Here is a 19,954-nt window from a genome sequence, read left to right as displayed (position 1 = left end):
GTTATCATACTACGGGCTCAACCTATTTATTATTCTTGGAAAGGGTATTGCTTCCCGAATATGTTTAACTCCAGACATCCAACCAATCAATCTTTCCAGTCCTACTCCAAAACCGCTGTGCGGCACAGAGCCGTATTTTCTTAAGTCCAGATACCATTGATAATCCTTTAATGGCAAATTTTCTTCTTCTATCCTTGCCTTCAGAATTTCACAATCATCTTCTCTTTGAGAGCCACCAATGATTTCTCCAAATTTTTCTGGAGCTATTAAATCTGCACATAAAGATAATCCAGGATTTTCTTTGTCCAATTTCATGTAAAATGCTTTAATTTCTTTAGGCCATTTTTCTACAAAGATTGGGACTTCTGAATCATCAGTGAGCATTTCTTCTTCTTGAGCTCCCAAATCATCACCATATTTTATTTTGAAACCTTTGGAATGAAGTATATCTATCATTTCTTTGTAAGTGATAATTTTGAATGGAGCATCTGCTTTCTTGAGTTTTTCAATGTCTCTTTTTAGAATACTCAATTCTTTTTTATTTTTTTCAAGAACAGAATTGATTACAAAGCGAATCAATTCTTCTTGAATCTTCATATTTTCTTTATGTTCAACAAAAGCTGCCTCAGCATCCATCATCCAGAATTCGGTAAGATGTTTTCTAGTTTTAGATTTTTCAGCTCTAAAAACAGGACCGAAATCATAAACCCTTCCCAAACTCGTTATACCAGGTTCCAAATACAACTGTCCTGATTGTGATAGATAGGCAGAACCTTTATCAAAATATGGGACTTCAAAAAGTGTAGTTGTTCCTTCGCAAGCATTTGGAGTCAATATAGGGGAATCAAATCTGTAGAATCCATTATTATTCAGATAGTCACAAATTGCGTAATAGACTGTATGGCGAATTTTTAGCATAGCAATTTGTTTGCGTGAGCGAAGCCAGAGATGTCGGTTGTCTAACAAGAAAGTGATGCCGTGCTCTTTTTTCTGAATTGGGAACTCATCCGAAATCTGAATAATATCAATATCAGTAAGTTCAATCTCGTAACCAGCAGGAGACCTTTTTTCTGGTTTTACTATTCCATATATTCTTACTGATGATTCCAGAGTTAGTGATTCACATTTATTAAATATTTCATCAGATAAGTTTGGTTTGAATGCAACTGCCTGGATTTCATCAGTGCCATCACGAATTATTAGGAATTGGATTTTACCACTTGAGCGTTTATTTCTAATCCAACCTTCAATGAGAACTTTTTTCCCCTCATACTTATCAATGTTTTTCAAATATACTTTCTTTGTCATAAGTGCTAAATTAGTTTAGATTCCTTTCTGTGTTTTTCAATATCTTTCAGAATCAGAAAAGCAACTCTTAATGCTTCGTATCCATCCTGCCCATTAACAATGGGTCGTTTGTTATTTTGAATGGCATCAACAAAATTTTCTAGTTCTGATTTTAATGGTTCTTTTTCAATGATTTCCAACTTTTGCCTATTATATAATTCTGAAATATCTGGCTGCCTTTTTCCTGACATTATTTCTTTCATAACTTGTTCTATTTCAACACTTTTTTTAACTACCTGCACATCTTTTTTTTGATAATCTAAGGAGATATACATATTTTTCTGAAAGAATCTGATTTTTCTCTCTCGCTTTAAAGAGATACGGCTCGCTGTAATATTTGCCAGTGCACCATTTTTAAACTCTATTTTTGCATTTGCAATGTCAATATCATTTGTTAATATAGGGATACCGACCGCCTTTATGTTTTTTACTCTACTTCTCATCAGCGATAAGATAATATCAATATCATGAATCATTAAGTCAAGAACTACTGGGACATCACTTCCTCGTGGTGTAAAAGGTGCTATGCGATTTGCCTCAATAAAAATTGGGTTGATTAGAATTTTAGAAAGAGCCATAATTGCTGGATTAAACCGTTCAATATGTCCAACCTGGATTTTCAGATTGTTATTTTCTGCAATAGAAACCAATTCTTTTGCATCTTCTAAATTACTGCAAACTGGTTTTTCAACGAAAATGTGTTTTCCCATGTTTAGACTTTCTTTACAATAATTGAAATGAGTTGTAGTTGGAGTGGCAATACTTACAGCATCAACTCTTTTTAGTAAATCCTTTACTGAGTGGAATTTCTTACAATGATTTTGTTGAGCAATAGTCTCTGCTCTTTGAAAGTCAATATCATATACTCCAACAAGTTCAGAATCATCTAATTCTGAAAAAATTCGTGCATGATGCTGTCCGAGGTGTCCTACGCCAATAACTCCGATTTTCATATTTTCCTATATAATCTTACCACGAAATAACCCCGTGAAATAACCGATAAGAAAAATAGTATGATTAGTAAACAGAAAATATTTCACAGGGCAGGCATGAAACTTATTAGATTATTTTTGATTATAATTCATTCTTTGCTATTACGATAACAGTTAAAAAAGTTAGAGGTTATTAATCTGTCAATAATTTTCAGTTTAATAAAAACGATATGTCTTTTTGTATGTGATAAAAGAAAGCATTTGCAGTTATAGCTATTGCTGCTGTTTGCCATCTCGTTATATGACTACCTAAACTAATTGTTTTTGCCGAATATTTTTTTGCAGATTCTATTTCTTTTTCTTCAGATACACATACGAGATCACCTATCAAGAAGATAGATTTTTTTGAATCTATTATAGACATGAAGGCAGAGAAGAATATAGTGGAATGTTAAATGAAATGGCAATGTCATAGACACTTAATAAATTCATCAATAGTGAGTCCTGATTGCCGAATGATAGCTCGTAATGTTCCTCTATCAAGTTCCTTATGGTCAGGCACAACAATCTGTGCAAAAGGTTTATCTCTACGAAGTATAATATGGCTACCATGCTGTCGTTTGAAGTAGAATCCCATCTTTTCTAATGCGTTGACACATTGGCATCCAGAAATTTTTGGTAGTTTGCTCATACAGCAACTACTAATGTTTCAAACTGCTCTTCAGGAACAGGAAGACAATCTTCTTCAAGTGCCATAATATAGCCTTGTATAGCCTCTTTTATATTCGTAATTGCGTCTTCCTTTGTTTTACCCTGACTAATACATCCTGGTAAACTAGGACATTCAGCGACCCAATAGTTATCTTCACCTGGATAGATAATTATTTGTCTCATTTTATTGCCTCCTAAAACTTGCAAGGTCATTTAACAAGAACATACTTAAACTTTTAGACCTATTATTTTTACTCTATAGATATATAAGATATATATGTTCAGTTGAGATGTCTGCTAAAAAATCTAAGCGTTATTATACTGTCAATAATTTTTCTATTTTAATAGAATGATTTATTTACTCTGTCTGAGGGTTAAGACTGAAAGGCGGATTGTGGCCATTTATGTGTTTTTTCCCCTAAGGCGGGTCTGCCTCTGATATGATGTAGTTAGCGTTAAACAAAGTATTCTTTTAGTTTTTCAAAGAAGGTTTTCCCGGGTTTTAAATTTCTTTTTTCGTCGAAAATTTCTAATCTTTTATAATATTCACGCTCTTCACTTGAAAGTTTAGTTGGAATTACAACAATAATTTTAACATATAAATCACCTTTTCTTGAACTGTTAAGATATGGTAATCCCTGACTTCTAAGTCTGAAAACTTTTCCGGGTTGAATTCCGGAAGGTATCCTCATTTTAATATGTTTCTGTAAAGTTGGAACATCAATGCTTCCGCCCAGAACAGCCTTACTAACGGTTATTGGAAAAGTGCAAATCAAATCTTGTCCATCTCTTTCAAATATGTCATTTCTTTTCTCTTTTATGAATACCAATATATCACCTGAAGGTCCACCTTGTTTACCAGCATTTCCTTGACCTCGTAGATTTAGATATTGTCCGCCGGCAACGCCAGCGGGAATATCAATTTTTACAGTTTTTACTTTAGAAATTCGTCCTTCTCCATAACAGTGTGTGCATTTGTTTTTTATTATCGTTCCTTTACCTTGACATTTTGGACAGGTAGCAATGGTGGACATCTGACCAAAGAATGACTGTCTTACCTGTCTTACCTGTCCTGTACCATTGCATAGTGGACAGGTGGAGATTTTGCCATCAGCAGAGCCAGTCCCATGACAATATTCGCATTCACTTTTTGTGTTTACTTTAATTTTTTTAGAAACACCTGTTGCGATTTCTTCTAATGTAAGCGAGAGAGAGATTTTTAAATCTTCCCCACGATTGGCAGAATAGCGGCGAGTTCGCGCTCCAAATCCCCCAAAAGCACCTCCAAAAAAGTTTTCAAATATTCCTCCAAGGTCACCAAAAATGTCAGAAAAATCACCAGCATGTGTAAAATTTGACCATTGGAATCCACCGGCACCAAACTGAGAATCAACACCGGCATGGCCAAATTGGTCATAAAGGTTTCTTTTTTTAGAGTCACTTAGAATTTCATAGGCTTCTGATGCTTCTTTAAATTTTTCAGCTGCATTTGGGTCATCCCTGTTTTTGTCAGGATGATACTTCATTGCAAGTCTGCGGTAAGCACTTTTTATTTCGCTACTACCAGCATTTTTGTCAACACCCAATACTTCGTAATAATCTCTTTTTGCCATCTTTTTATCTTTGCCGCGAATTCACCTCGTGAAATAACATCAAAAGAAATGATTGCTGATTAGAATAAAAAATATTTCACGGGGTGAATTCGCGGCCTGTTTTTTATTTATCATCAACTACTTCAAAATCGGCATCAACAGCTTCACCATCTCCGGGTTCAGTTTTCTTTTTTGATGTTTCTTTTTTTGTCTTCTCTTCAGCTTTGTGAGTTTGTTCTTTTGCTTGTTGTGCTTGTTGAGCTTGCTGCTGTTTAATAGTTTCTTGATAAACAATTTCTCCTATTTTTTGTGCTTTTTTCTCAAATTCTTCTCTGGCTTTTTTTAATACTTCGATATCTTCACTTGTTAATTTTTCCTTTGCTTCTTTGATTGCTTTTTCAATCTCTTCTTTATCTTTTGGATTAAGTTTATCGCCGTGTTCTTTAAGAGATTTTTCAGTTGTGAAAATCAATGTATCAAATTCATTACGCATCTGCACACGTTCTTTCAGTTTCTTATCTTCTTCAGCATGTTCTTCTGCTTCTCTTACCATTTTATCTATTTCCGACTCATCAAGAGCACCGCTTTTATCTATCTTAATTTGTTGCTTCCTTCCAGTTCCTTTGTCAACAGCTGAAACATTAAGTATACCATTTGCATCAATATCAAAAGAAACATCTATCTGAGGAATGCCTCGTGGAGAAGGGGGAATGCCGACAAGGTCAAATCGCCCTAAAGTCCTGTTGTGTGCAGCCATTTCACGTTCACCTTGCAAAACATTAATAGATACAGCAGTTTGATTATCAGCAGCGGTTGAAAATATCTGACTTTTCTTTACAGGTATTGTTGTATTTCGCTCAATTAATTTTGTCATCACACCGCCAAGGGTTTCAATGCCCAATGATAGAGGAGTTACATCTAAAAGCAGAATATCTTTTAGATTTTCATCACCAGCTAAGATTCCGCCTTGTATGGACGCACCTACTGCAACTACTTCATCAGGATTAACGCTCTTATTAGGTTCTTTTTTAAAGAAATTTTTAACAGCATCAAGGACTGCTGGGACACGAGTGGAGCCACCAACCAAAATAACCTCATCAATATCATCAACGGTTATTTTTGCATCTCTTATTGCTAATTTGCAGGGACCTATGCTATCTTCTATCAGGTCATCAATCATTCTGTTAAATTGTGCTCTGGTTAAGTTAAGAGATAGATGTTTTGGACCGCTGGTATCTGCAGTAATATATGGAAGGTTAACATTGGTAGATTGAGTTCCACTTAATTCAATTTTTGCCTTTTCAGAAGCTTCACGAATTCTCTGCATTGCCATTGGGTCTTTGGTGAGGTCAATTCCGTCACTTTTTTTAAATTCTTCAATTATCCAATCTGAAATTCTTTTATCAAAATCATCACCACCAAGATGCGTATTACCGTTAGTAGAGAGTACTTCTACGACCCCTTCGCCAATTTCAAGGATAGATATATCAAATGTGCCTCCTCCAAAATCATATACTGCAATTTTTTCATCTTTCTTTTTATCAAGGCCATAAGCTAATGCAGCTGCAGTTGGTTCATTAATTATTCGTTCTACCTTTAATCCAGCTATCTTTCCAGCGTCTTTTGTTGCCTGTCTTTGAGCATCATTAAAATATGCTGGAATGGTGATAACAGCTTCTTCTATTTTTGTTCCAAGATATTGTTCTGCTGTTTCTTTCATCTTTTTAAGAACGAATGCTGATATCTCTTGAGGAGTGAAATCTTTCTTTTCATTAGGAATGTGAATTATCACTTCATTTTTTGAACCAGCTTTTACCTTGAAGGAAGCCTCTGTCTCTTCACGAGTTACTTCACTTTTCTTTCTTCCCATAAATCTTTTAACAGAATAAACTGTATTTTCTGAATTAGTTACAAGTTGATGTTTAGCCAATTGTCCGACCAATCTTTCTCCATCTTTTGTGAAGCCAACCACAGATGGCGTTGTTCTTCCGCCTTCAGAATTTGGGATAATAGTTGGCTTGCCGCCTTCCATAACAGAGACGCAACTATTTGTTGTTCCCAAATCTATACCGATTATTTTACCCATTTTTTGTCTCCTTTATATTTTTTTCTTACCACAAAGACACCAATGCACAAAGGTTATAGAATAATTCTTTTTATGCCATCTTTAATTAACGGAACATTAAAGTTTATAATAAATCCAAGTCTTTTTCCAGTTAATTTTAAATAACTGAGTATTTGAGCTTCCCAGACTGGATTCATTTTTTCAACTGATTTTATCTCACAAATAATTAGCTCTTCAACTAGAACATCAATTCTAAGACCCTCATCAAAAGTTATTCCATCATATAAAATTGGAATGTTAACCTGTCTTCGATTTTTTAGATCATTTTTGGATAACTCGTAGCAAAAGCATACTTCATAAATCTTTTCAAGTAATCCTGGACCTAATTTTTTATGTACTTTATATGCAGCATCAACTATTTTTTTTGCAATAAGTTCTTCTTTTTCTGTAATTGGTTTGAAAATAATATTATTTCTTCGTGTCTTTGAGACTTTGTGGTTATTTTGCATTTTTTTTCTTTCCTTTTGAAACAGCTACTCTTGCATGACACAATACTTTGTCATTCAAAAGATAGCCATTTTTAACATTATCAAAAATTATATTTTCATCATATTTTTTATGTTCTATACAAACTACCGCATCATGCAAACTTGGATTGAATTCTTTCCCGACAGTTTCCATCTTTTTCAGACCTTGTTTTTCCAGAATATTCTTCATCTGGTCATAAATCATTTTAATAGCTTTCTGATAGTTTGCAGGAACTTTTTCATCCTTTGCAGATTTGATTGCCAATTCTAAATGTTCATATACATCAATAATTTCTAAAAGAAGCGCTTGATTTGCATTTTTTATCCAGTCAATTCTTTCTTTAATATTTCTTTTTCTGAAGTTCTCAAATTCAGCCACAGCCCGTAACCATTTGTCTTTATAAAATTCTACCTCTTCTTTTAATTTAGCATTCCGTTGAGCTAAGCCAGGAGTTCTACTTTTTCTTTTAATAATTTTAGCTTTTCTATGTTTAGTAACAGTTTGTTTATTTTTTTCAATTTTCTTTTCCTGCATATTGATGCTCCTTTTTAATAAATGGCATTACAGTCCCTTTTGTCGTCATTTCAGTAATCATACGCGATGCAAAACAAATCATAGGAATATTTTCACGATAGTTCATTCTTCTTGTTCCCAGAATGCCAATAAAACCCGATAGGTCCATTACTTGATACTTACCAAAAATTAATACAAGCTCAGAGTAATCATGGCTTTTTATTTCCTCTCCCATTAAAATAGTATAATCATTTTGTTCATATTTCTTAAAAATTTTTATAAAATCACTTTGATTATTTATAATTCTCAAAAGCTGAAGAATTTTCTCTTTAGAGTTGAATTCTGGTTGACTTAAGAATCCCAGATTACCATCAAATCGTATGATATAGGGACTAAGTTTATTTATCACATTTTTAATTTCTGAAAATATTTCAAAGAGAATAGTTTGTTGTTTAGAGCAGGATGATTCAAATTCTTTGTTAAATTGATTTTGAATTTGATAAATCTGTAGTCCTGAAAATCTATTATTAAAATATCTAACCATAGCAGAAATTTGTGCGCTAGAAATATTGTGTGAATTTGGCACAATAATGGTTTTTTCAAGCCCAACATCAAGACTGATTACTAAAAGTAGTTTATCACCTTCAATCTTAAAGATATTCAGTTTTTTTAGAATTCCAGAAGAAAAATCAGGCTCAGCTATAATGCTTAATTGTCCTGAAACATTTGCTAGGAATTTAAGAATAGAAGTAAACATCAAATCAATACTTTGAAAGTTGTGCGAAAGAAGGGCTTGCATCATTTTGATTTTTTGTTCAGGTATATTCTTCTCAAAATCAAGTATGTCATTTATGTAAAATTTATATCCTTTTTCAGTTGGAATTCTGCCAGCAGATGTATGAAGTTGTTCAATGAAACTATTTTCAGTTAACACAGCCATCTCGTTACGAATAGTTGCTGGACCCACATTAAAATCATAATTGTCTGATAGAATCTTTGAGCCGACAGCCTGGGTAGTTTTGAGATGCTCTAAGATTATAGCTTTAAGAATTTCTTTCTGCCTTTTTGATATTTTGCTTTTTTCTGAAAAATCAGTTCCAATTGAAAATTTATTTTCTTTTAACATTTTATCCTATTTTCTATCACTCTTTATTTGAGAGTGCTAAATTTAACTATAATTTAAGTTTCATTCTTTCAATGTCAAAGTTTTTTAAAGGTTTTCTCTAAAAAATTATAGGTAGGAATAACTTAACATGAAATTCTGTTATATAAGGTTTGTTATCTCTCTTTTGCATTTTATTAAAAATTGTAACCACACATTTTGAAAGGTAACCGTAAAATAAAGGTCTCAATCCATTAATGCTTTGAGACCTTTTCCCGTCACCAAACTGAAGCTCGAGGGCGAAGAGTAAAGTCCTTATTATACCCTTATCTCCCTATACCCTTATTTCCCTTTAAACGGCTTTTTCTTTCTGAAATCAGTAACAAAGTCAGTTTTATCTTTATAAGTTTTGAATCCATAAGGAAATTGTACAAGCATATTTTTGAACCCTAAACTCATAGCATGTTCATAAATTTGTCTAAACGCATCAGATCTGATTCTATGGCTTAAATAACTAATATCTTTATTTAGGTTAATATATTCTAATCTTGTAGGTGGATAATACTGCGACATTAAACTTATAGGAATATTCTTACCAAATTCTAAAAAAAGTGTAGTTAATACATCAATAGAATTTTTCACATTTTCTGGTAAAATCAGATGCCTAACCAAGACTCCCTTTTCCGCGATATTCGTATTATTTTCAAAGGAGTCTAAAAAGCCTTTTTGCCTTATCATTTCTGAAATTGCTTCAATCGCAATCTCGGGATAATCGTCACAATTAGAAAGTTTTTTACTCAAATTACTATCTGAATATTTAAAGTCTGGCATATAAATATCGGCATAATCCTTTATTTTTTTTAGTAATGATAACTTCTGATAGCCCGATGTATTGTAGAGAGTTGGAATATTAATTTTTCTTTTACGAAGTGATTTTACTATTTCAATTGTATGCGGAAAGAAATGGTCAGGGGTAACAAAATTTACATTATGGATTTTATAAGTATTATACATTTTTTCAATTTTGTCAACAACTTCAGGAACAGACCAGATTCGTCCCATTCCTTCAATAGATATTTGATAATTCTGACAGAACAGACATTTCAGAGAACATCCTGAAAAAAATACAGTGCCCGAGCCATTAATTCCAGAGATAGGGGGTTCTTCTCCGAAATGTGGACAGATACTGGAGATTTTGAGTTTGTCAGATTCTCCACAATACCCTAACTCCCCTCTGGTTCTGTCTACTTTGCAATTACGTGGGCATAGCTGACATTCATTATAATTATTCATTTGTTTTATTAACCACTTGGCTTCGCCAACTCGTCCTCCGCAGTCCCGATATAATCGGGACGGAGGGTGGAGGCTATGCCAGGCAGGCCGAGAACACTGATTCACCCCGTGTCTCGATGTATCGGGATTATACGGGATAAACACAGGTGAATCAATTTTTTTAAAATTTCATATTAACATAAAAATAAGTTTGGGAATGAATCTCTATTTCGATCCCATCCGCCAGCACACGATTTATCGGGACTCCGTCTCGGAGCTAGTGGATGGGAACAAGAGTTGTTTTGTTAGGAGGAAATATACTGATTTAGTTGAATATTATGCTTTGGGTTGCTTCATAATAACTGTTCTAAGTGGGAAAGGTATTTCGATTCCTTCGTCATTATATCGTTTATGAAGTCGTTTTATAAACTCGTGACGAATAACAAATTTATTCACATATTCGGTAACATAAAGAATGACTACAAAGTTTATGCTTGATTCTCCAAATGAACGATACCTTATAATTGGGTTAGTTTTTGATGATAAATCTTTAAACTCTTTCATAACTTCTCTGGCTACATCCAATGTTACACTTTCTACAAATTCGAGGTCACTGTCATAACTCACGCCGACTTCGATAGGAACCGACATATCTTTCTGCGGTAAATTATAGTTTGTTACAATAAGTGAAGCAAGTTTTGAGTTCGGAATTACAATAATATTATTTCCAAAAGCTTTAATAGTTGTATTTCTCCAGTTTATGTCTGTCACATATCCTGCCTCACCAGAGGAAAGTTGAATAAAGTCTCCTTTTTTAATTTGACCTGAAGCAAGAACTTGAAATCCTGAAAACAGATTTGAGAGTGTATCCTGTAAAGCCAGAGCAACAGCCAGACCTCCAACACCCAAAGCAGTTAAAAGTGGAGTGATTGCAATGCCTAGGCTTTGTAAGATAATTAAAGCACCGATGACCAGAATGATGCCTTTTGTTATATTTTTGAATATACTTGTACTGGCGAGGGTTCCACCAGTTTTTTTCCCGTATTGCTGAGCAAATCCAGCAGCCATCTTTGCAAGAACAAGAGTAACAGAAAAGATAATTAGCACCAAAAGAATCTTATGTAAAACTATCAGCACATTAGAAGATACTGGAGCAAACGGCAAAGCAATATAAATACCAATGATAAATCCCCATAAAATTAGCATTCCCTTAATAGAGTGAACGATAATGTCGTCGCCTTTCCATGCTGTCTTTTTGGCAATTTTCATTAGACTTACAAAAATGATTTTTTGCAAAATTACACCTATTAATGTACACCCGATCACGAGAGAAATTGGAACGATAATGGATTTTAAGTTAGAGAAGAAGTTTATCATATAAAATCTCCTCAATAAGATATTTTTTGAGTTTTTGAATCTTGCAAAGCAATAATTTTTTTGATAACTTTGCTTGTAGAACTATCTGGAAAATATTTTAGACTTTTAACTTCACCTCCATTTTTGACAACGACATCACTTCCGACGATTTCTTCTATTTTCCAGTCCCCACCTTTAACCAAAATATCTGGCATAATGCTTTTAATTAATTTGTAAGGCGTATTCTCGTAAAAAGTTACAACAAAATCCACAGGTTTTAGATTTGATAGAATTTCAGCTCTGTCTTCTTCGCAATTTATTGGTCTATTTTTTCCTTTAATTTTTTTCACGGAATCATCACTATTAAGTCCGATAATTAATACATTCCCAAGTTTTTTGGCTTCTTTTAGATATTCTATATGGCCTCTATGGATAATATCAAAGCAACCATTTGTAAACACAATTTTTTTGTTTTGTTTATGAAGATTATCAGCGATATTTTTTATTTCTTTTTTTGAAACAACCATTTTTCACTCCACTTTTTATCCGAATGGTCTGCCTTCGGCATGAAAAGACAGAATAATTTCTTCTTGAGAGACTATTGCAACACCAACTTTTCCACAAACAGCCCCGGCTGCATGGTTGGCAATTATTGATGCGGTTTTAATATCGCAACCAGCTGCTTTTGCTAAAACAAGTGTGCTGATTACTGTGTCACCCGCACCTGAAACTTCATAAACTTCTTGAGAAAAAGTTGGTATCTTCCAGTGTTTACGCTTATTATCACAGATGAACATTCCATTTTCTCCAAGTGTTATAACAAGGTATGAACAGTTGACTTTTTGTATCAAAATTCTTGCAGCAGATAGCAAGTCTTCCTCATTTTTAATATCAATATTAAGATTTTTTTCTACTTCATATCTGTTGGGTTTAAAGATTGTTGCATTTGTATATTCAAAGAAGTTTTTTGTTTTTGGGTCAACCCCAATAATTTTTTCGTTTTTATTTGCAATTTTAAGAATAAATCTAATAAGGCTTTTGGAAAGTAGTCCTTTATTATAATCTTGCAGTATTATTCCATCTATATCTGGAATGATTTGTTCAATATAATTTTCAATCTTTTTATATAGGTCTGAAGAAAGCTCGTCAGGATTTTCAAAATCAATCCGAAGAAGTTGTTGATGCCTGGCAATTACTCTTGTTTTTTGTGTTGTTGGTTGATTTTTGTCCTTAAAAATTCCTTTGGCAAGGATATTATTTTTCTTAAAAATATCAAGAACTTTTTGACCATTTAAGTCATTCCCAACAGCTCCAATTACAATAGGTGTTGCTCCTAAGGATTTAATATTATTTGCCACATTAGCAGCACCTCCAAGCCCGAACTTTTCATTTTCTGCTTTTACTATTTGCACAGGTGCTTCAGGCGAGATTCGTTCTACATCTCCAATAATATAATGGTCTAACATCAAGTCACCGATAACAAGGATTTTTTTATTTTTGAACTCATTTAGAATATTATGTAATTTATCTTCTTGAATATTCATTTTGCTCCCTTTTTGTCCATAATACATAAACTAAATTAGGATTTAGTCCCAAAGGCTGGGACTATGAAAAAATATATTGGTCTCGGCCAGTCTTGGCTAGTCCAAGCCTAGACAGACGCCCAGACGGAAGAAACACGCCGTTCACGGCGTTACCATAGCTTTTTCTCTTTGCCATTCTTTAGCCTTTTAATATTCTCTTTATGGCGGAAAATAATTAAAATCATTATAAAAGCTGTCAATATTAAAAAAGGAAGTTCGTTAAACTTCGGGATATTTCTTATCAATTCTGATATAAAAAATGCTGCTACCGCTATCATAGATGCCAGCGAAACATATCTAAAAATAAATAGTGTTATTACAAAAGAAGTTAAAGCATAGACAACAGGAATTGGAGCTATATTTATGAAGGCACCTGCTCCGGTTGCCACTCCTTTTCCTCCTTTGAATTGAAGAAAAATCGGGAAAATATGACCTAACATTACTGAAATCCCGACAATAATAATCAGAATTTGAAAAGTTTGAGTCACTTCAATATTATTAAGAACATTTAAAATTGGAATATTAAATATATTCGTTGAACTTTCAAGTAGCCATCGTCCAATTTGAACTGCAAAAAACCCTTTGAAAAAATCAAGAATAAATGAAATGATACCGGGAATTATACCTATAACCCGATAAACATTTGTCGCGCCGATATTTTTGCTCCCATATTGACGGATATCAATTCCCTTTATAAGTCTTCCTATAAGAAACCCGAAAGGTATTGAACCAAGCAGATAAGCTATAATAATTGAGATTATAATTTTCATAATTCATTTCGGTTCGAGTCATGAGCAAAGCGACGACCCGAATCTGGCTGTCTTTGATATTTTGGTTTTGTCATTTTACCTGTCCGCCGTCCCGATGAAATCGGGATGGAAGGCGGGTTTGATATTTGTAATTTGAATTTTGGAATTTATTTTTATGTCCTTTAAATTTTAACTTTATTGTAACACCTTCAAATTTAAGTTCATCCCGGATTTGATTGTAAATGTATTTTTTGTAATTTTCGGTGATTAATTTTGGATTATTAACACTAAATATGAAAGTTGGTGGATGAATATCCGCTTGTGTGCAGTAATAGAATTTTACTTCCCTTCTTGAAGGATGATGAGGCAAATATTTCTTTGTTACAGATTCAAAAAACCTATTCAATTTAGAAGTGGGAATTCTATAATTACTTTGCTCTTCAACCTTTAGAATTAAATCTAAAAGTTTATTAACCCTTTTTCCGGTTAATGCTGATAAGAATATTATTGGTGCGTAATCGACAAAGTTCATCTCTTCTTTAATTTTTTGATTATATATTTTAGTTGTTGAATTATCCTTTTCTATAAGGTCCCACTTGTTCACAACAAGAATGATATCCTTATATTGAGATTTCGCATATCTAACAATTCGTTTGTCTTGGACAGATATTTCATCTTGGGCATCAAGGAGCATCAGGACTATGTCAGATGTGTTTACACTTCTTATGCTGCGAAGATTACTAAAATATTCAATTCCGAATTTAACCCTGCTCTTTTTCCGAAGGCCAGCAGTATCTATAAATGTCATTGGTTTATCTTTATATTGAAAATTAAGATGGACAGAATCTCTTGTCGTGCCCGGAATATCTGTTACAATAACAGCATCCTGACCAATTATTCTATTTACTAATAAAGATTTTCCAACATTTGGTTTTCCAATTACTGCGATTTTGATAGAGTCTTTATCCAACTCATAGTCAGCCAATTCTGTGGTTGGAAATTTTTCAACAATGCTTTCCAGGAAATCACCAAAATTTCTTCCACCTATTGCAGAAATACCAATCGGTTTACCAAGTCCAAGATTTAGGAATTCGTGTAATAAAAGTTCATCATTTTGATTATCGACTTTATTTACGACAAATACAACTTTGTCTAAACTATTGAATAATTTCTTGCTAATATGCTGATCAATTGCAGTTATACCAGTTTTACAATCAACAACAAATACGATTACATCAGCTTCCTCAAGGGCAGTTTCTGCCTGAAACAATATTGATTTTTCCATTATATCTGATGTATTCGGAACCATCCCACCAGTATCTACAGCAACAAATGAGTGACCAGACCAGTCAGTTTCTTTATACTTCCTATCTCTTGTTACACCTGATTCAGGGTCAACTATAGCTAATCTTTTATGCACCATACGATTAAATATGGTGGACTTTCCCACATTGGGTCTTCCGATTATTGCAACTATTGGGATTGACATATTTATTACCTTGCTTCGTCCCGATGCATCGGGACGAAGTCAAGCCTTTGTTTGTAATTGATGTCTGATGCTTTTTATTGTCAAATAATTTAGGAAATATGAGGGACATAAATAAGTAAGATTTGAACCAATAACCTTCTTTTAGTTTTTTCGGAATAATATCTTAGTGCGGTAAACTGCAACTAACCGCAGAGAATCCCGCCATTGCGGGACAAAGTTCACCGAGTTATTTTATTGTCTTTGTGTCCTTTGCGTCTACTCTGCGAACTTTGCGGTTAAATTTCTTGCTCAAAAAACAAAGATTTTGTTTATAATACTATAGATAGAATATGAACTTGAACTTTATTTAAAATTTGAAAGAAATTTAAATAAAAATTTGATAAAGATAAACTAAATTTTTATGTTTTGCAACATAAATATCTTTTATTATTTGTTCTGACTTGAAATTGGCCAAGTTTGTAAGCTAAGCAAAATAAGCGATAGCACCTGTCAAATGGACGGGTTACCGAATTTTCTGGGATTATTTGTAATTTCTTGACAAGATGTAGAATTTATTGATAGTATAGTAAATTTTTGAAAAATAATGGATATTAATGGAGGTTAAAATGCTTTCTATACGAGGAATTTATAATGGAAAAGAAATTAGACCATTAGAAAAGATTAATGTACATCCCAATGTTCAGGTTATTATTACTTTTTTAGAAAACAAGTTTCATAAGAAGTCCAATAAAATCAAAGATCTACTTTCTCTAAGTGGAACATGGGAAGACGAAAGAACTTCTGAAGAAATAATAAAAGATATTTATGGTGCACGAACTGTGAATATGGCGAATGTTAAGCTATGAAATATTTATGGGATACAGATACCTGTATATACTTGCTAAACGGTAATAGCCTTATTGAAGAAAAATTGCGCTCTATTGGAGATAAAGATATATGCACTACTATTGTAAACATTGCCGAATTAAAATTTGGTGCGTATAATTCTTCGCAAGTTGAATCTAATTTAAGACGAATTGAAAAGTTAGCATCAATATTAACTGTACTTAATGACTTCAGTAACGAGATAGCAACTATATTTGCAAAAAATAAAGCTATTTTAAGAAAGGATGGAATAATAATTGGCGATTTTGATTTGCTGATAGGCAGTTTTGCCCTCGTCTATAATTTGATTATTGTTACTAATAACATTGAGCATTTTAGATACATTCCCAATATTAAAATTGAAAACTGGGTAAAATGACAAAGGATGAAAAAATGACTTAGCTACCTTAAAAGGATAACGGAAAAGGGAAAAACGGAATACGAATTTATTAGTTTATTATTTTTTTGTAATGCCTTTGCTACAATCATAAATATCCCAGCAGAGCAATCTACAATACAAGCTGGTATTAATGTCGCTTCAAATGGAGATACAGTTATAGTACAACCAGATACATACATCGAAAATATAAACTATAATGGAAAGAATATTACTCTGTTGCTTCCTTATTTTTAACCACACCTGATACTGCTTATATTTCTCAAACAGTTATTGATGGAAACCAGTATAGCAGGGTTGTAACATTTAATAATGGCGAAGATCCTACTGCTGTTTTATGCGGTTTTACAATAACAAATGGATTAGCACAGGGTAATTGGCCAGATAAATGTGGTGGCGGTATTTTCTGCTATGATTCCTCACCGAGTTTAGAGAATGTAACGATAACTGGGAATAGTGCTAATGATGATGGTGGTGGAATTTACTGCAGGAATAGTTCATCCCCTAGTTTATTAAATGTAACTATAACAGATAATAGTATTACAGCAATTAATAGTTGTGGTGGTGGGATTTATTGTTATGATAATTCCAATCCAGATTTAGTAAATGTTACAATTACAAATAATTCGTCTAATTATTTTGGTGGTGGAATTTTTTGTTATAATTATCCAAATCCTGCTATGAACAAAACCACTATCAAATATCAAATAAAAGGTAGTATTCTTGAACAGGATGCAATAATATCAGTTTATAATATTAAGGGTAAATTAGTTAAACCAATTGAAGGAACAAAAGGCAAAGCAGAATTTGATGTATCTAACTTTCCAACTGGAATATATTTTTATCAACTCACAACAAGTAATTACAATGAAATAAAGAAAATGATTATTATTAGATAAAAAAGTGACTTTCAATTTTGAAAACCATTTTGAAACTCGACTCGAGTTTTTGAAATAAAAACCCGAGTCGAGTTTCTATACGTGTTTCTACTTTAATCTCAATCCCCTCAATACTCTCAAATTTTCCACATCCATATTCTTTTCATCATCTTTTGGAGTTTCAAGAACCATTGGAATATCGGAAAATCTTTTATCGTTCAGTAAATATCTGAAAGCTTCTAAACCAATTTCACCTTTTCCGATGTGCTGATGCCTGTCTTTTCTTGAGCCAAATGGTTTTTTTGAATCATTTAAATGAAAGACTTTTATTCTTTCTAAACCGATTATTTTATCAAAATCATTTATTGTTTTTTCATAAGCTGATTCAGTTGAAATATCATATCCAGCAGCAAAGATGTGGCAGGTATCAACACAAACTCCAAATTTCTTTTTGCATTCAACTTTATCTAAGATATATTCAAGTTGTTCAAATTTATATCCAAGATTTGTCCCTTGACCAGCAGTAGTTTCTAATAGAATTGTAACTTTGCAGTCCGGATTTTTATTTAAAATAAAATTGAAGTTTTCAACAATTTTATTCAAACCCCATTTTTCACCTTTTCCAAGATGAGAACCAGGATGCATCACAAGATAGGAGAGATTAAGCTGGTCGCATCTTTTGATTTCATCTGCAAATGCGGAGATAGACTTCTTTTCTATTTCAGAGTTTGGACTGCAAAGATTTATCAAATATGCGTCATGAGCAAAAATTGCAAAAGGTTTGTATTCTTCTTGAAGTCTATAAAATTCTTTAATTTCATTTTTGCTATATGGTTTTGAAAACCAGCGATTATTACTTTTAGTGAAAATTTGAATGGAATTGGCAGTTATGTTTTTTGCTCTTTCAAAAACATTGAAAACTCCACCTGTAATAGAAATATGTGCGCCTAAATTCATTTCACTTCCTATTAGTATTAGCCACGAAATCACACGATCCCCGATTCAATCGGGGACATGAAATATAATTCTTATTTTTTTGTGTGTTTTTGTGTGTTTTCGTGGCTTATTCTTTTGTCAGATTACGAATGCAATTCTTACAATCAAAATAATTGCAGAATTGATAATATAGTTGCAGCATCCCTTGTTGAATAGGTAAATTTATTGCTCTATAATTTTTAATCTTACTCTCTAATCTGGCATACACAAATTTTGTAATATAATTCTCTGAAAGTTTAGGTAAAGATAAATAAATCTTGTCTATTGTATCTTTCATTTCATTATAATTCAGAGTTTCAGCATAGATATGAGAAACAGGCAGCACAATGTTTGCAAAAATATCATCACATCTTGACTTTCCAAGACCGCATTTAAAGTTATTAGAATTACCAATAATTAATTTGAAAAATTTATCCTGAATTATCTTTGACTTGATTTCAGAATCTTTTTTAATACTAAAAATTGAAATGATTTTATTGATTAAATTTACTTCTAATGAAGAAAATAGAAACGGAGAAATTTGCCACATTCTGTACAATGGATGGTTTTGAGGCCTGATTCTGAAAAAATTCCATTCACTTTTTTTCATCAGATTACCGTTAATTTGTTGATAAACCAATTCTTTTAAAGATACAAAGCTATTTAAAATTTTTTTATTCAAGAAGTTGAAATTGTAGTCTTCAATGTTTATGCCACCTACAATTGCAAGGATACAAAACAAATCTACTGGATTTTTGCATATTTTAGAAAATCCTTGCAACTTTTGATAACTTAATGTTTTTGCGAGTCTTAGAAAAGGAATTTTATTTTTTGCATATCCAAGAGCCTCAAGAATTCCTTCGTATAATATTTGATTAAAGTCAGAGTTATATAACTCAGCAGCGAACCGTTTACATTTTCTTTCAAATCGTTTTCTGCCTAAATTTAGAAGGATATTTAAGATTTCTTTATTTGAAAGCCTTGATTCAGCTAATAAGCATTTGATACTGCCTTTTTGTAGTTTATCAAATGGTTTCTCACCATATTTCTTCCAGAGTTTTTCTATACTTTCATCAAGATTATTTTCTAAAGTAAGAATAGGAATTTTATTACCGGATTCTGAAATAGTAAATAAAGTGTTCGGAGCTTTTTCAAACACAACATGAAGAATTACATTGTTATAATTAGGGTCTTCATAATGATTATGATTATGCCAGTCATATTCATATCTATGAATTTCAACATCGCCCTGAAATTTTTCATAATCTAAAAGAATTATGGCATTATGAAAATCTGGACCTGCATCTGTATTCCATTTTCCCTGATATAATATTTTTAATTCTTTACCATCACAGGTATGTAATTCCCTTTTTAGATGCTGTTCATCCCAGATGTGGTAGAGAAAGTTTTCTGCTATTTTATCTTTCATTGTATATCCCAAATTTATTTCATTAATAGATTTTCAATGTTTTATTATTTGATAGCGTTCAAATAACTGTGTCTAATTTTTAAATTTTTCATGGTAATTAACAAACCAGATCTTCATAAAGGTGGCAAGATTTTTTTCTGATTTAAAACCATCAAGATTTTTTAATTTCCTG

General features: G+C 32.6%; 20 protein-coding genes. 3 read left to right on the top strand and 17 right to left on the bottom strand.

The window, feature by feature from the left end; all coding sequences use genetic code 11:
- Positions 1 to 9 precede the first annotated feature (9 nt).
- The 15 genes from asnS to der form a co-directional block, all read right to left on the bottom strand.
- Positions 10 to 1,308: an asparagine--tRNA ligase gene (gene asnS, locus U9R23_08255; GenBank protein ID MEA3476413.1), complete on the bottom strand. Its 1,299-nt coding sequence runs from the start codon at positions 1,306 to 1,308 to the stop codon at positions 10 to 12.
- Between the two features lie 5 nt (positions 1,309 to 1,313).
- Positions 1,314 to 2,300 (bottom strand): Gfo/Idh/MocA family oxidoreductase, encoded by a 987-nt coding sequence (locus tag U9R23_08250; GenBank protein ID MEA3476412.1) that lies wholly within the window; start codon positions 2,298 to 2,300, stop codon positions 1,314 to 1,316.
- 448 nt (positions 2,301 to 2,748) lie between these two features.
- Positions 2,749 to 2,970 carry a type II toxin-antitoxin system HicA family toxin gene (locus U9R23_08245; GenBank protein ID MEA3476411.1) on the bottom strand — a complete coding sequence of 74 codons (222 nt, stop codon included), beginning with the start codon at positions 2,968 to 2,970 and terminating at the stop codon, positions 2,749 to 2,751.
- Positions 2,967 to 3,173 (bottom strand): type II toxin-antitoxin system HicB family antitoxin, encoded by a 207-nt coding sequence (locus U9R23_08240; protein ID MEA3476410.1) that lies wholly within the window; start codon positions 3,171 to 3,173, stop codon positions 2,967 to 2,969. The genes U9R23_08245 and U9R23_08240 overlap by 4 nt, the downstream gene beginning before the upstream one ends.
- A 272-nt stretch (positions 3,174 to 3,445) precedes the next feature.
- On the bottom strand, positions 3,446 to 4,603 hold the full coding sequence (dnaJ, locus tag U9R23_08235) for a molecular chaperone DnaJ (protein MEA3476409.1): 1,158 nt from the start codon (positions 4,601 to 4,603) through the stop codon (positions 3,446 to 3,448).
- Between the two features lie 103 nt (positions 4,604 to 4,706).
- Positions 4,707 to 6,668: a molecular chaperone DnaK gene (dnaK, locus tag U9R23_08230; GenBank protein ID MEA3476408.1), complete on the bottom strand. Its 1,962-nt coding sequence runs from the start codon at positions 6,666 to 6,668 to the stop codon at positions 4,707 to 4,709.
- Between the two features lie 53 nt (positions 6,669 to 6,721).
- Positions 6,722 to 7,156, bottom strand: a complete 435-nt coding sequence (locus U9R23_08225; protein MEA3476407.1) for a GxxExxY protein — start codon at positions 7,154 to 7,156, stop codon at positions 6,722 to 6,724.
- The gene (locus tag U9R23_08220; GenBank protein MEA3476406.1) at positions 7,146 to 7,709 is read right to left on the bottom strand and encodes a nucleotide exchange factor GrpE; all 564 of its coding nucleotides are present in this window, start codon (positions 7,707 to 7,709) and stop codon (positions 7,146 to 7,148) included. The genes U9R23_08225 and U9R23_08220 overlap by 11 nt, the downstream gene beginning before the upstream one ends.
- On the bottom strand, positions 7,690 to 8,814 hold the full coding sequence (gene hrcA, locus U9R23_08215) for a heat-inducible transcriptional repressor HrcA (GenBank protein MEA3476405.1): 1,125 nt from the start codon (positions 8,812 to 8,814) through the stop codon (positions 7,690 to 7,692). The genes U9R23_08220 and hrcA overlap by 20 nt, the downstream gene beginning before the upstream one ends.
- A gap of 318 nt (positions 8,815 to 9,132) precedes the next feature.
- A complete protein-coding gene (locus U9R23_08210; protein ID MEA3476404.1) occupies positions 9,133 to 10,083 on the bottom strand; it encodes a radical SAM protein in 951 nt (316 codons plus the stop codon).
- A 315-nt stretch (positions 10,084 to 10,398) separates the two neighbouring features.
- Positions 10,399 to 11,439, bottom strand: a complete 1,041-nt coding sequence (locus U9R23_08205) for a mechanosensitive ion channel family protein (GenBank protein ID MEA3476403.1) — start codon at positions 11,437 to 11,439, stop codon at positions 10,399 to 10,401.
- Positions 11,440 to 11,450: 11 nt separating this feature from the next.
- Positions 11,451 to 11,945 (bottom strand): D-glycero-beta-D-manno-heptose 1-phosphate adenylyltransferase, encoded by a 495-nt coding sequence (gene rfaE2, locus U9R23_08200; protein MEA3476402.1) that lies wholly within the window; start codon positions 11,943 to 11,945, stop codon positions 11,451 to 11,453.
- Positions 11,946 to 11,960: 15 nt separating this feature from the next.
- Positions 11,961 to 12,962, bottom strand: a complete 1,002-nt coding sequence (gene rfaE1 / locus U9R23_08195; protein ID MEA3476401.1) for a D-glycero-beta-D-manno-heptose-7-phosphate kinase — start codon at positions 12,960 to 12,962, stop codon at positions 11,961 to 11,963.
- Positions 12,963 to 13,111: 149 nt separating this feature from the next.
- Entirely contained in the window at positions 13,112 to 13,771 is a 660-nt protein-coding gene (gene plsY, locus U9R23_08190) for a glycerol-3-phosphate 1-O-acyltransferase PlsY (protein ID MEA3476400.1), read from the bottom strand.
- Between the two features lie 70 nt (positions 13,772 to 13,841).
- Positions 13,842 to 15,239, bottom strand: a complete 1,398-nt coding sequence (gene der, locus U9R23_08185) for a ribosome biogenesis GTPase Der (protein ID MEA3476399.1) — start codon at positions 15,237 to 15,239, stop codon at positions 13,842 to 13,844.
- Between the two features lie 605 nt (positions 15,240 to 15,844).
- Between der and U9R23_08180 the strand changes: the two genes are divergently transcribed.
- From U9R23_08180 to U9R23_08170, 3 genes are all read left to right on the top strand, one after another.
- Entirely contained in the window at positions 15,845 to 16,084 is a 240-nt protein-coding gene (locus U9R23_08180) for a hypothetical protein (GenBank protein MEA3476398.1), read from the top strand.
- Positions 16,081 to 16,482, top strand: coding sequence for a PIN domain nuclease (locus U9R23_08175; GenBank protein ID MEA3476397.1), 402 nt, complete (start codon positions 16,081 to 16,083; stop codon positions 16,480 to 16,482). The genes U9R23_08180 and U9R23_08175 overlap by 4 nt, the downstream gene beginning before the upstream one ends.
- Before the next feature lie 275 nt (positions 16,483 to 16,757).
- Entirely contained in the window at positions 16,758 to 17,399 is a 642-nt protein-coding gene (locus tag U9R23_08170; GenBank protein MEA3476396.1) for a T9SS type A sorting domain-containing protein, read from the top strand.
- An 87-nt stretch (positions 17,400 to 17,486) separates the two neighbouring features.
- On the opposite strand, the gene nfo is transcribed toward U9R23_08170, so the two are convergent.
- Entirely contained in the window at positions 17,487 to 18,335 is an 849-nt protein-coding gene (gene nfo / locus U9R23_08165; protein ID MEA3476395.1) for a deoxyribonuclease IV, read from the bottom strand.
- Between the two features lie 106 nt (positions 18,336 to 18,441).
- Positions 18,442 to 19,782 carry a DUF2851 family protein gene (locus U9R23_08160; protein MEA3476394.1) on the bottom strand — a complete coding sequence of 447 codons (1,341 nt, stop codon included), beginning with the start codon at positions 19,780 to 19,782 and terminating at the stop codon, positions 18,442 to 18,444.
- Positions 19,783 to 19,954 lie beyond the last annotated feature (172 nt).

Source organism: Candidatus Cloacimonadota bacterium (assembly GCA_034722995.1).
Classification (GTDB): domain Bacteria; phylum Cloacimonadota; class Cloacimonadia; order JGIOTU-2; family JGIOTU-2; genus JAGMCF01.
Note: the sequence above shows the minus strand (reverse complement) of the source record. Positions and strands in the feature narration are given on the sequence as shown.

Coding starts and splice junctions, on each gene's coding strand:
- U9R23_08160 (MEA3476394.1), bottom strand. CDS start 19,782: ATGAAAGATAAAATAGCAGAAAACTTTCTCTACCACATCTGGGATGAA.
- U9R23_08250 (MEA3476412.1), bottom strand. CDS start 2,300: ATGAAAATCGGAGTTATTGGCGTAGGACACCTCGGACAGCATCATGCA.
- U9R23_08240 (MEA3476410.1), bottom strand. CDS start 3,173: ATGAGACAAATAATTATCTATCCAGGTGAAGATAACTATTGGGTCGCT.
- U9R23_08205 (MEA3476403.1), bottom strand. CDS start 11,439: ATGATAAACTTCTTCTCTAACTTAAAATCCATTATCGTTCCAATTTCT.
- U9R23_08220 (MEA3476406.1), bottom strand. CDS start 7,709: ATGCAGGAAAAGAAAATTGAAAAAAATAAACAAACTGTTACTAAACAT.
- U9R23_08180 (MEA3476398.1), top strand. CDS start 15,845: ATGCTTTCTATACGAGGAATTTATAATGGAAAAGAAATTAGACCATTA.
- rfaE1 (MEA3476401.1), bottom strand. CDS start 12,962: ATGAATATTCAAGAAGATAAATTACATAATATTCTAAATGAGTTCAAA.
- dnaK (MEA3476408.1), bottom strand. CDS start 6,668: ATGGGTAAAATAATCGGTATAGATTTGGGAACAACAAATAGTTGCGTC.
- plsY (MEA3476400.1), bottom strand. CDS start 13,771: ATGAAAATTATAATCTCAATTATTATAGCTTATCTGCTTGGTTCAATA.
- U9R23_08210 (MEA3476404.1), bottom strand. CDS start 10,083: ATGAATAATTATAATGAATGTCAGCTATGCCCACGTAATTGCAAAGTA.
- asnS (MEA3476413.1), bottom strand. CDS start 1,308: ATGACAAAGAAAGTATATTTGAAAAACATTGATAAGTATGAGGGGAAA.
- U9R23_08175 (MEA3476397.1), top strand. CDS start 16,081: ATGAAATATTTATGGGATACAGATACCTGTATATACTTGCTAAACGGT.
- U9R23_08225 (MEA3476407.1), bottom strand. CDS start 7,156: ATGCAAAATAACCACAAAGTCTCAAAGACACGAAGAAATAATATTATT.
- nfo (MEA3476395.1), bottom strand. CDS start 18,335: ATGAATTTAGGCGCACATATTTCTATTACAGGTGGAGTTTTCAATGTT.
- hrcA (MEA3476405.1), bottom strand. CDS start 8,814: ATGTTAAAAGAAAATAAATTTTCAATTGGAACTGATTTTTCAGAAAAA.
- rfaE2 (MEA3476402.1), bottom strand. CDS start 11,945: ATGGTTGTTTCAAAAAAAGAAATAAAAAATATCGCTGATAATCTTCAT.
- der (MEA3476399.1), bottom strand. CDS start 15,239: ATGTCAATCCCAATAGTTGCAATAATCGGAAGACCCAATGTGGGAAAG.
- U9R23_08245 (MEA3476411.1), bottom strand. CDS start 2,970: ATGAGCAAACTACCAAAAATTTCTGGATGCCAATGTGTCAACGCATTA.
- dnaJ (MEA3476409.1), bottom strand. CDS start 4,603: ATGGCAAAAAGAGATTATTACGAAGTATTGGGTGTTGACAAAAATGCT.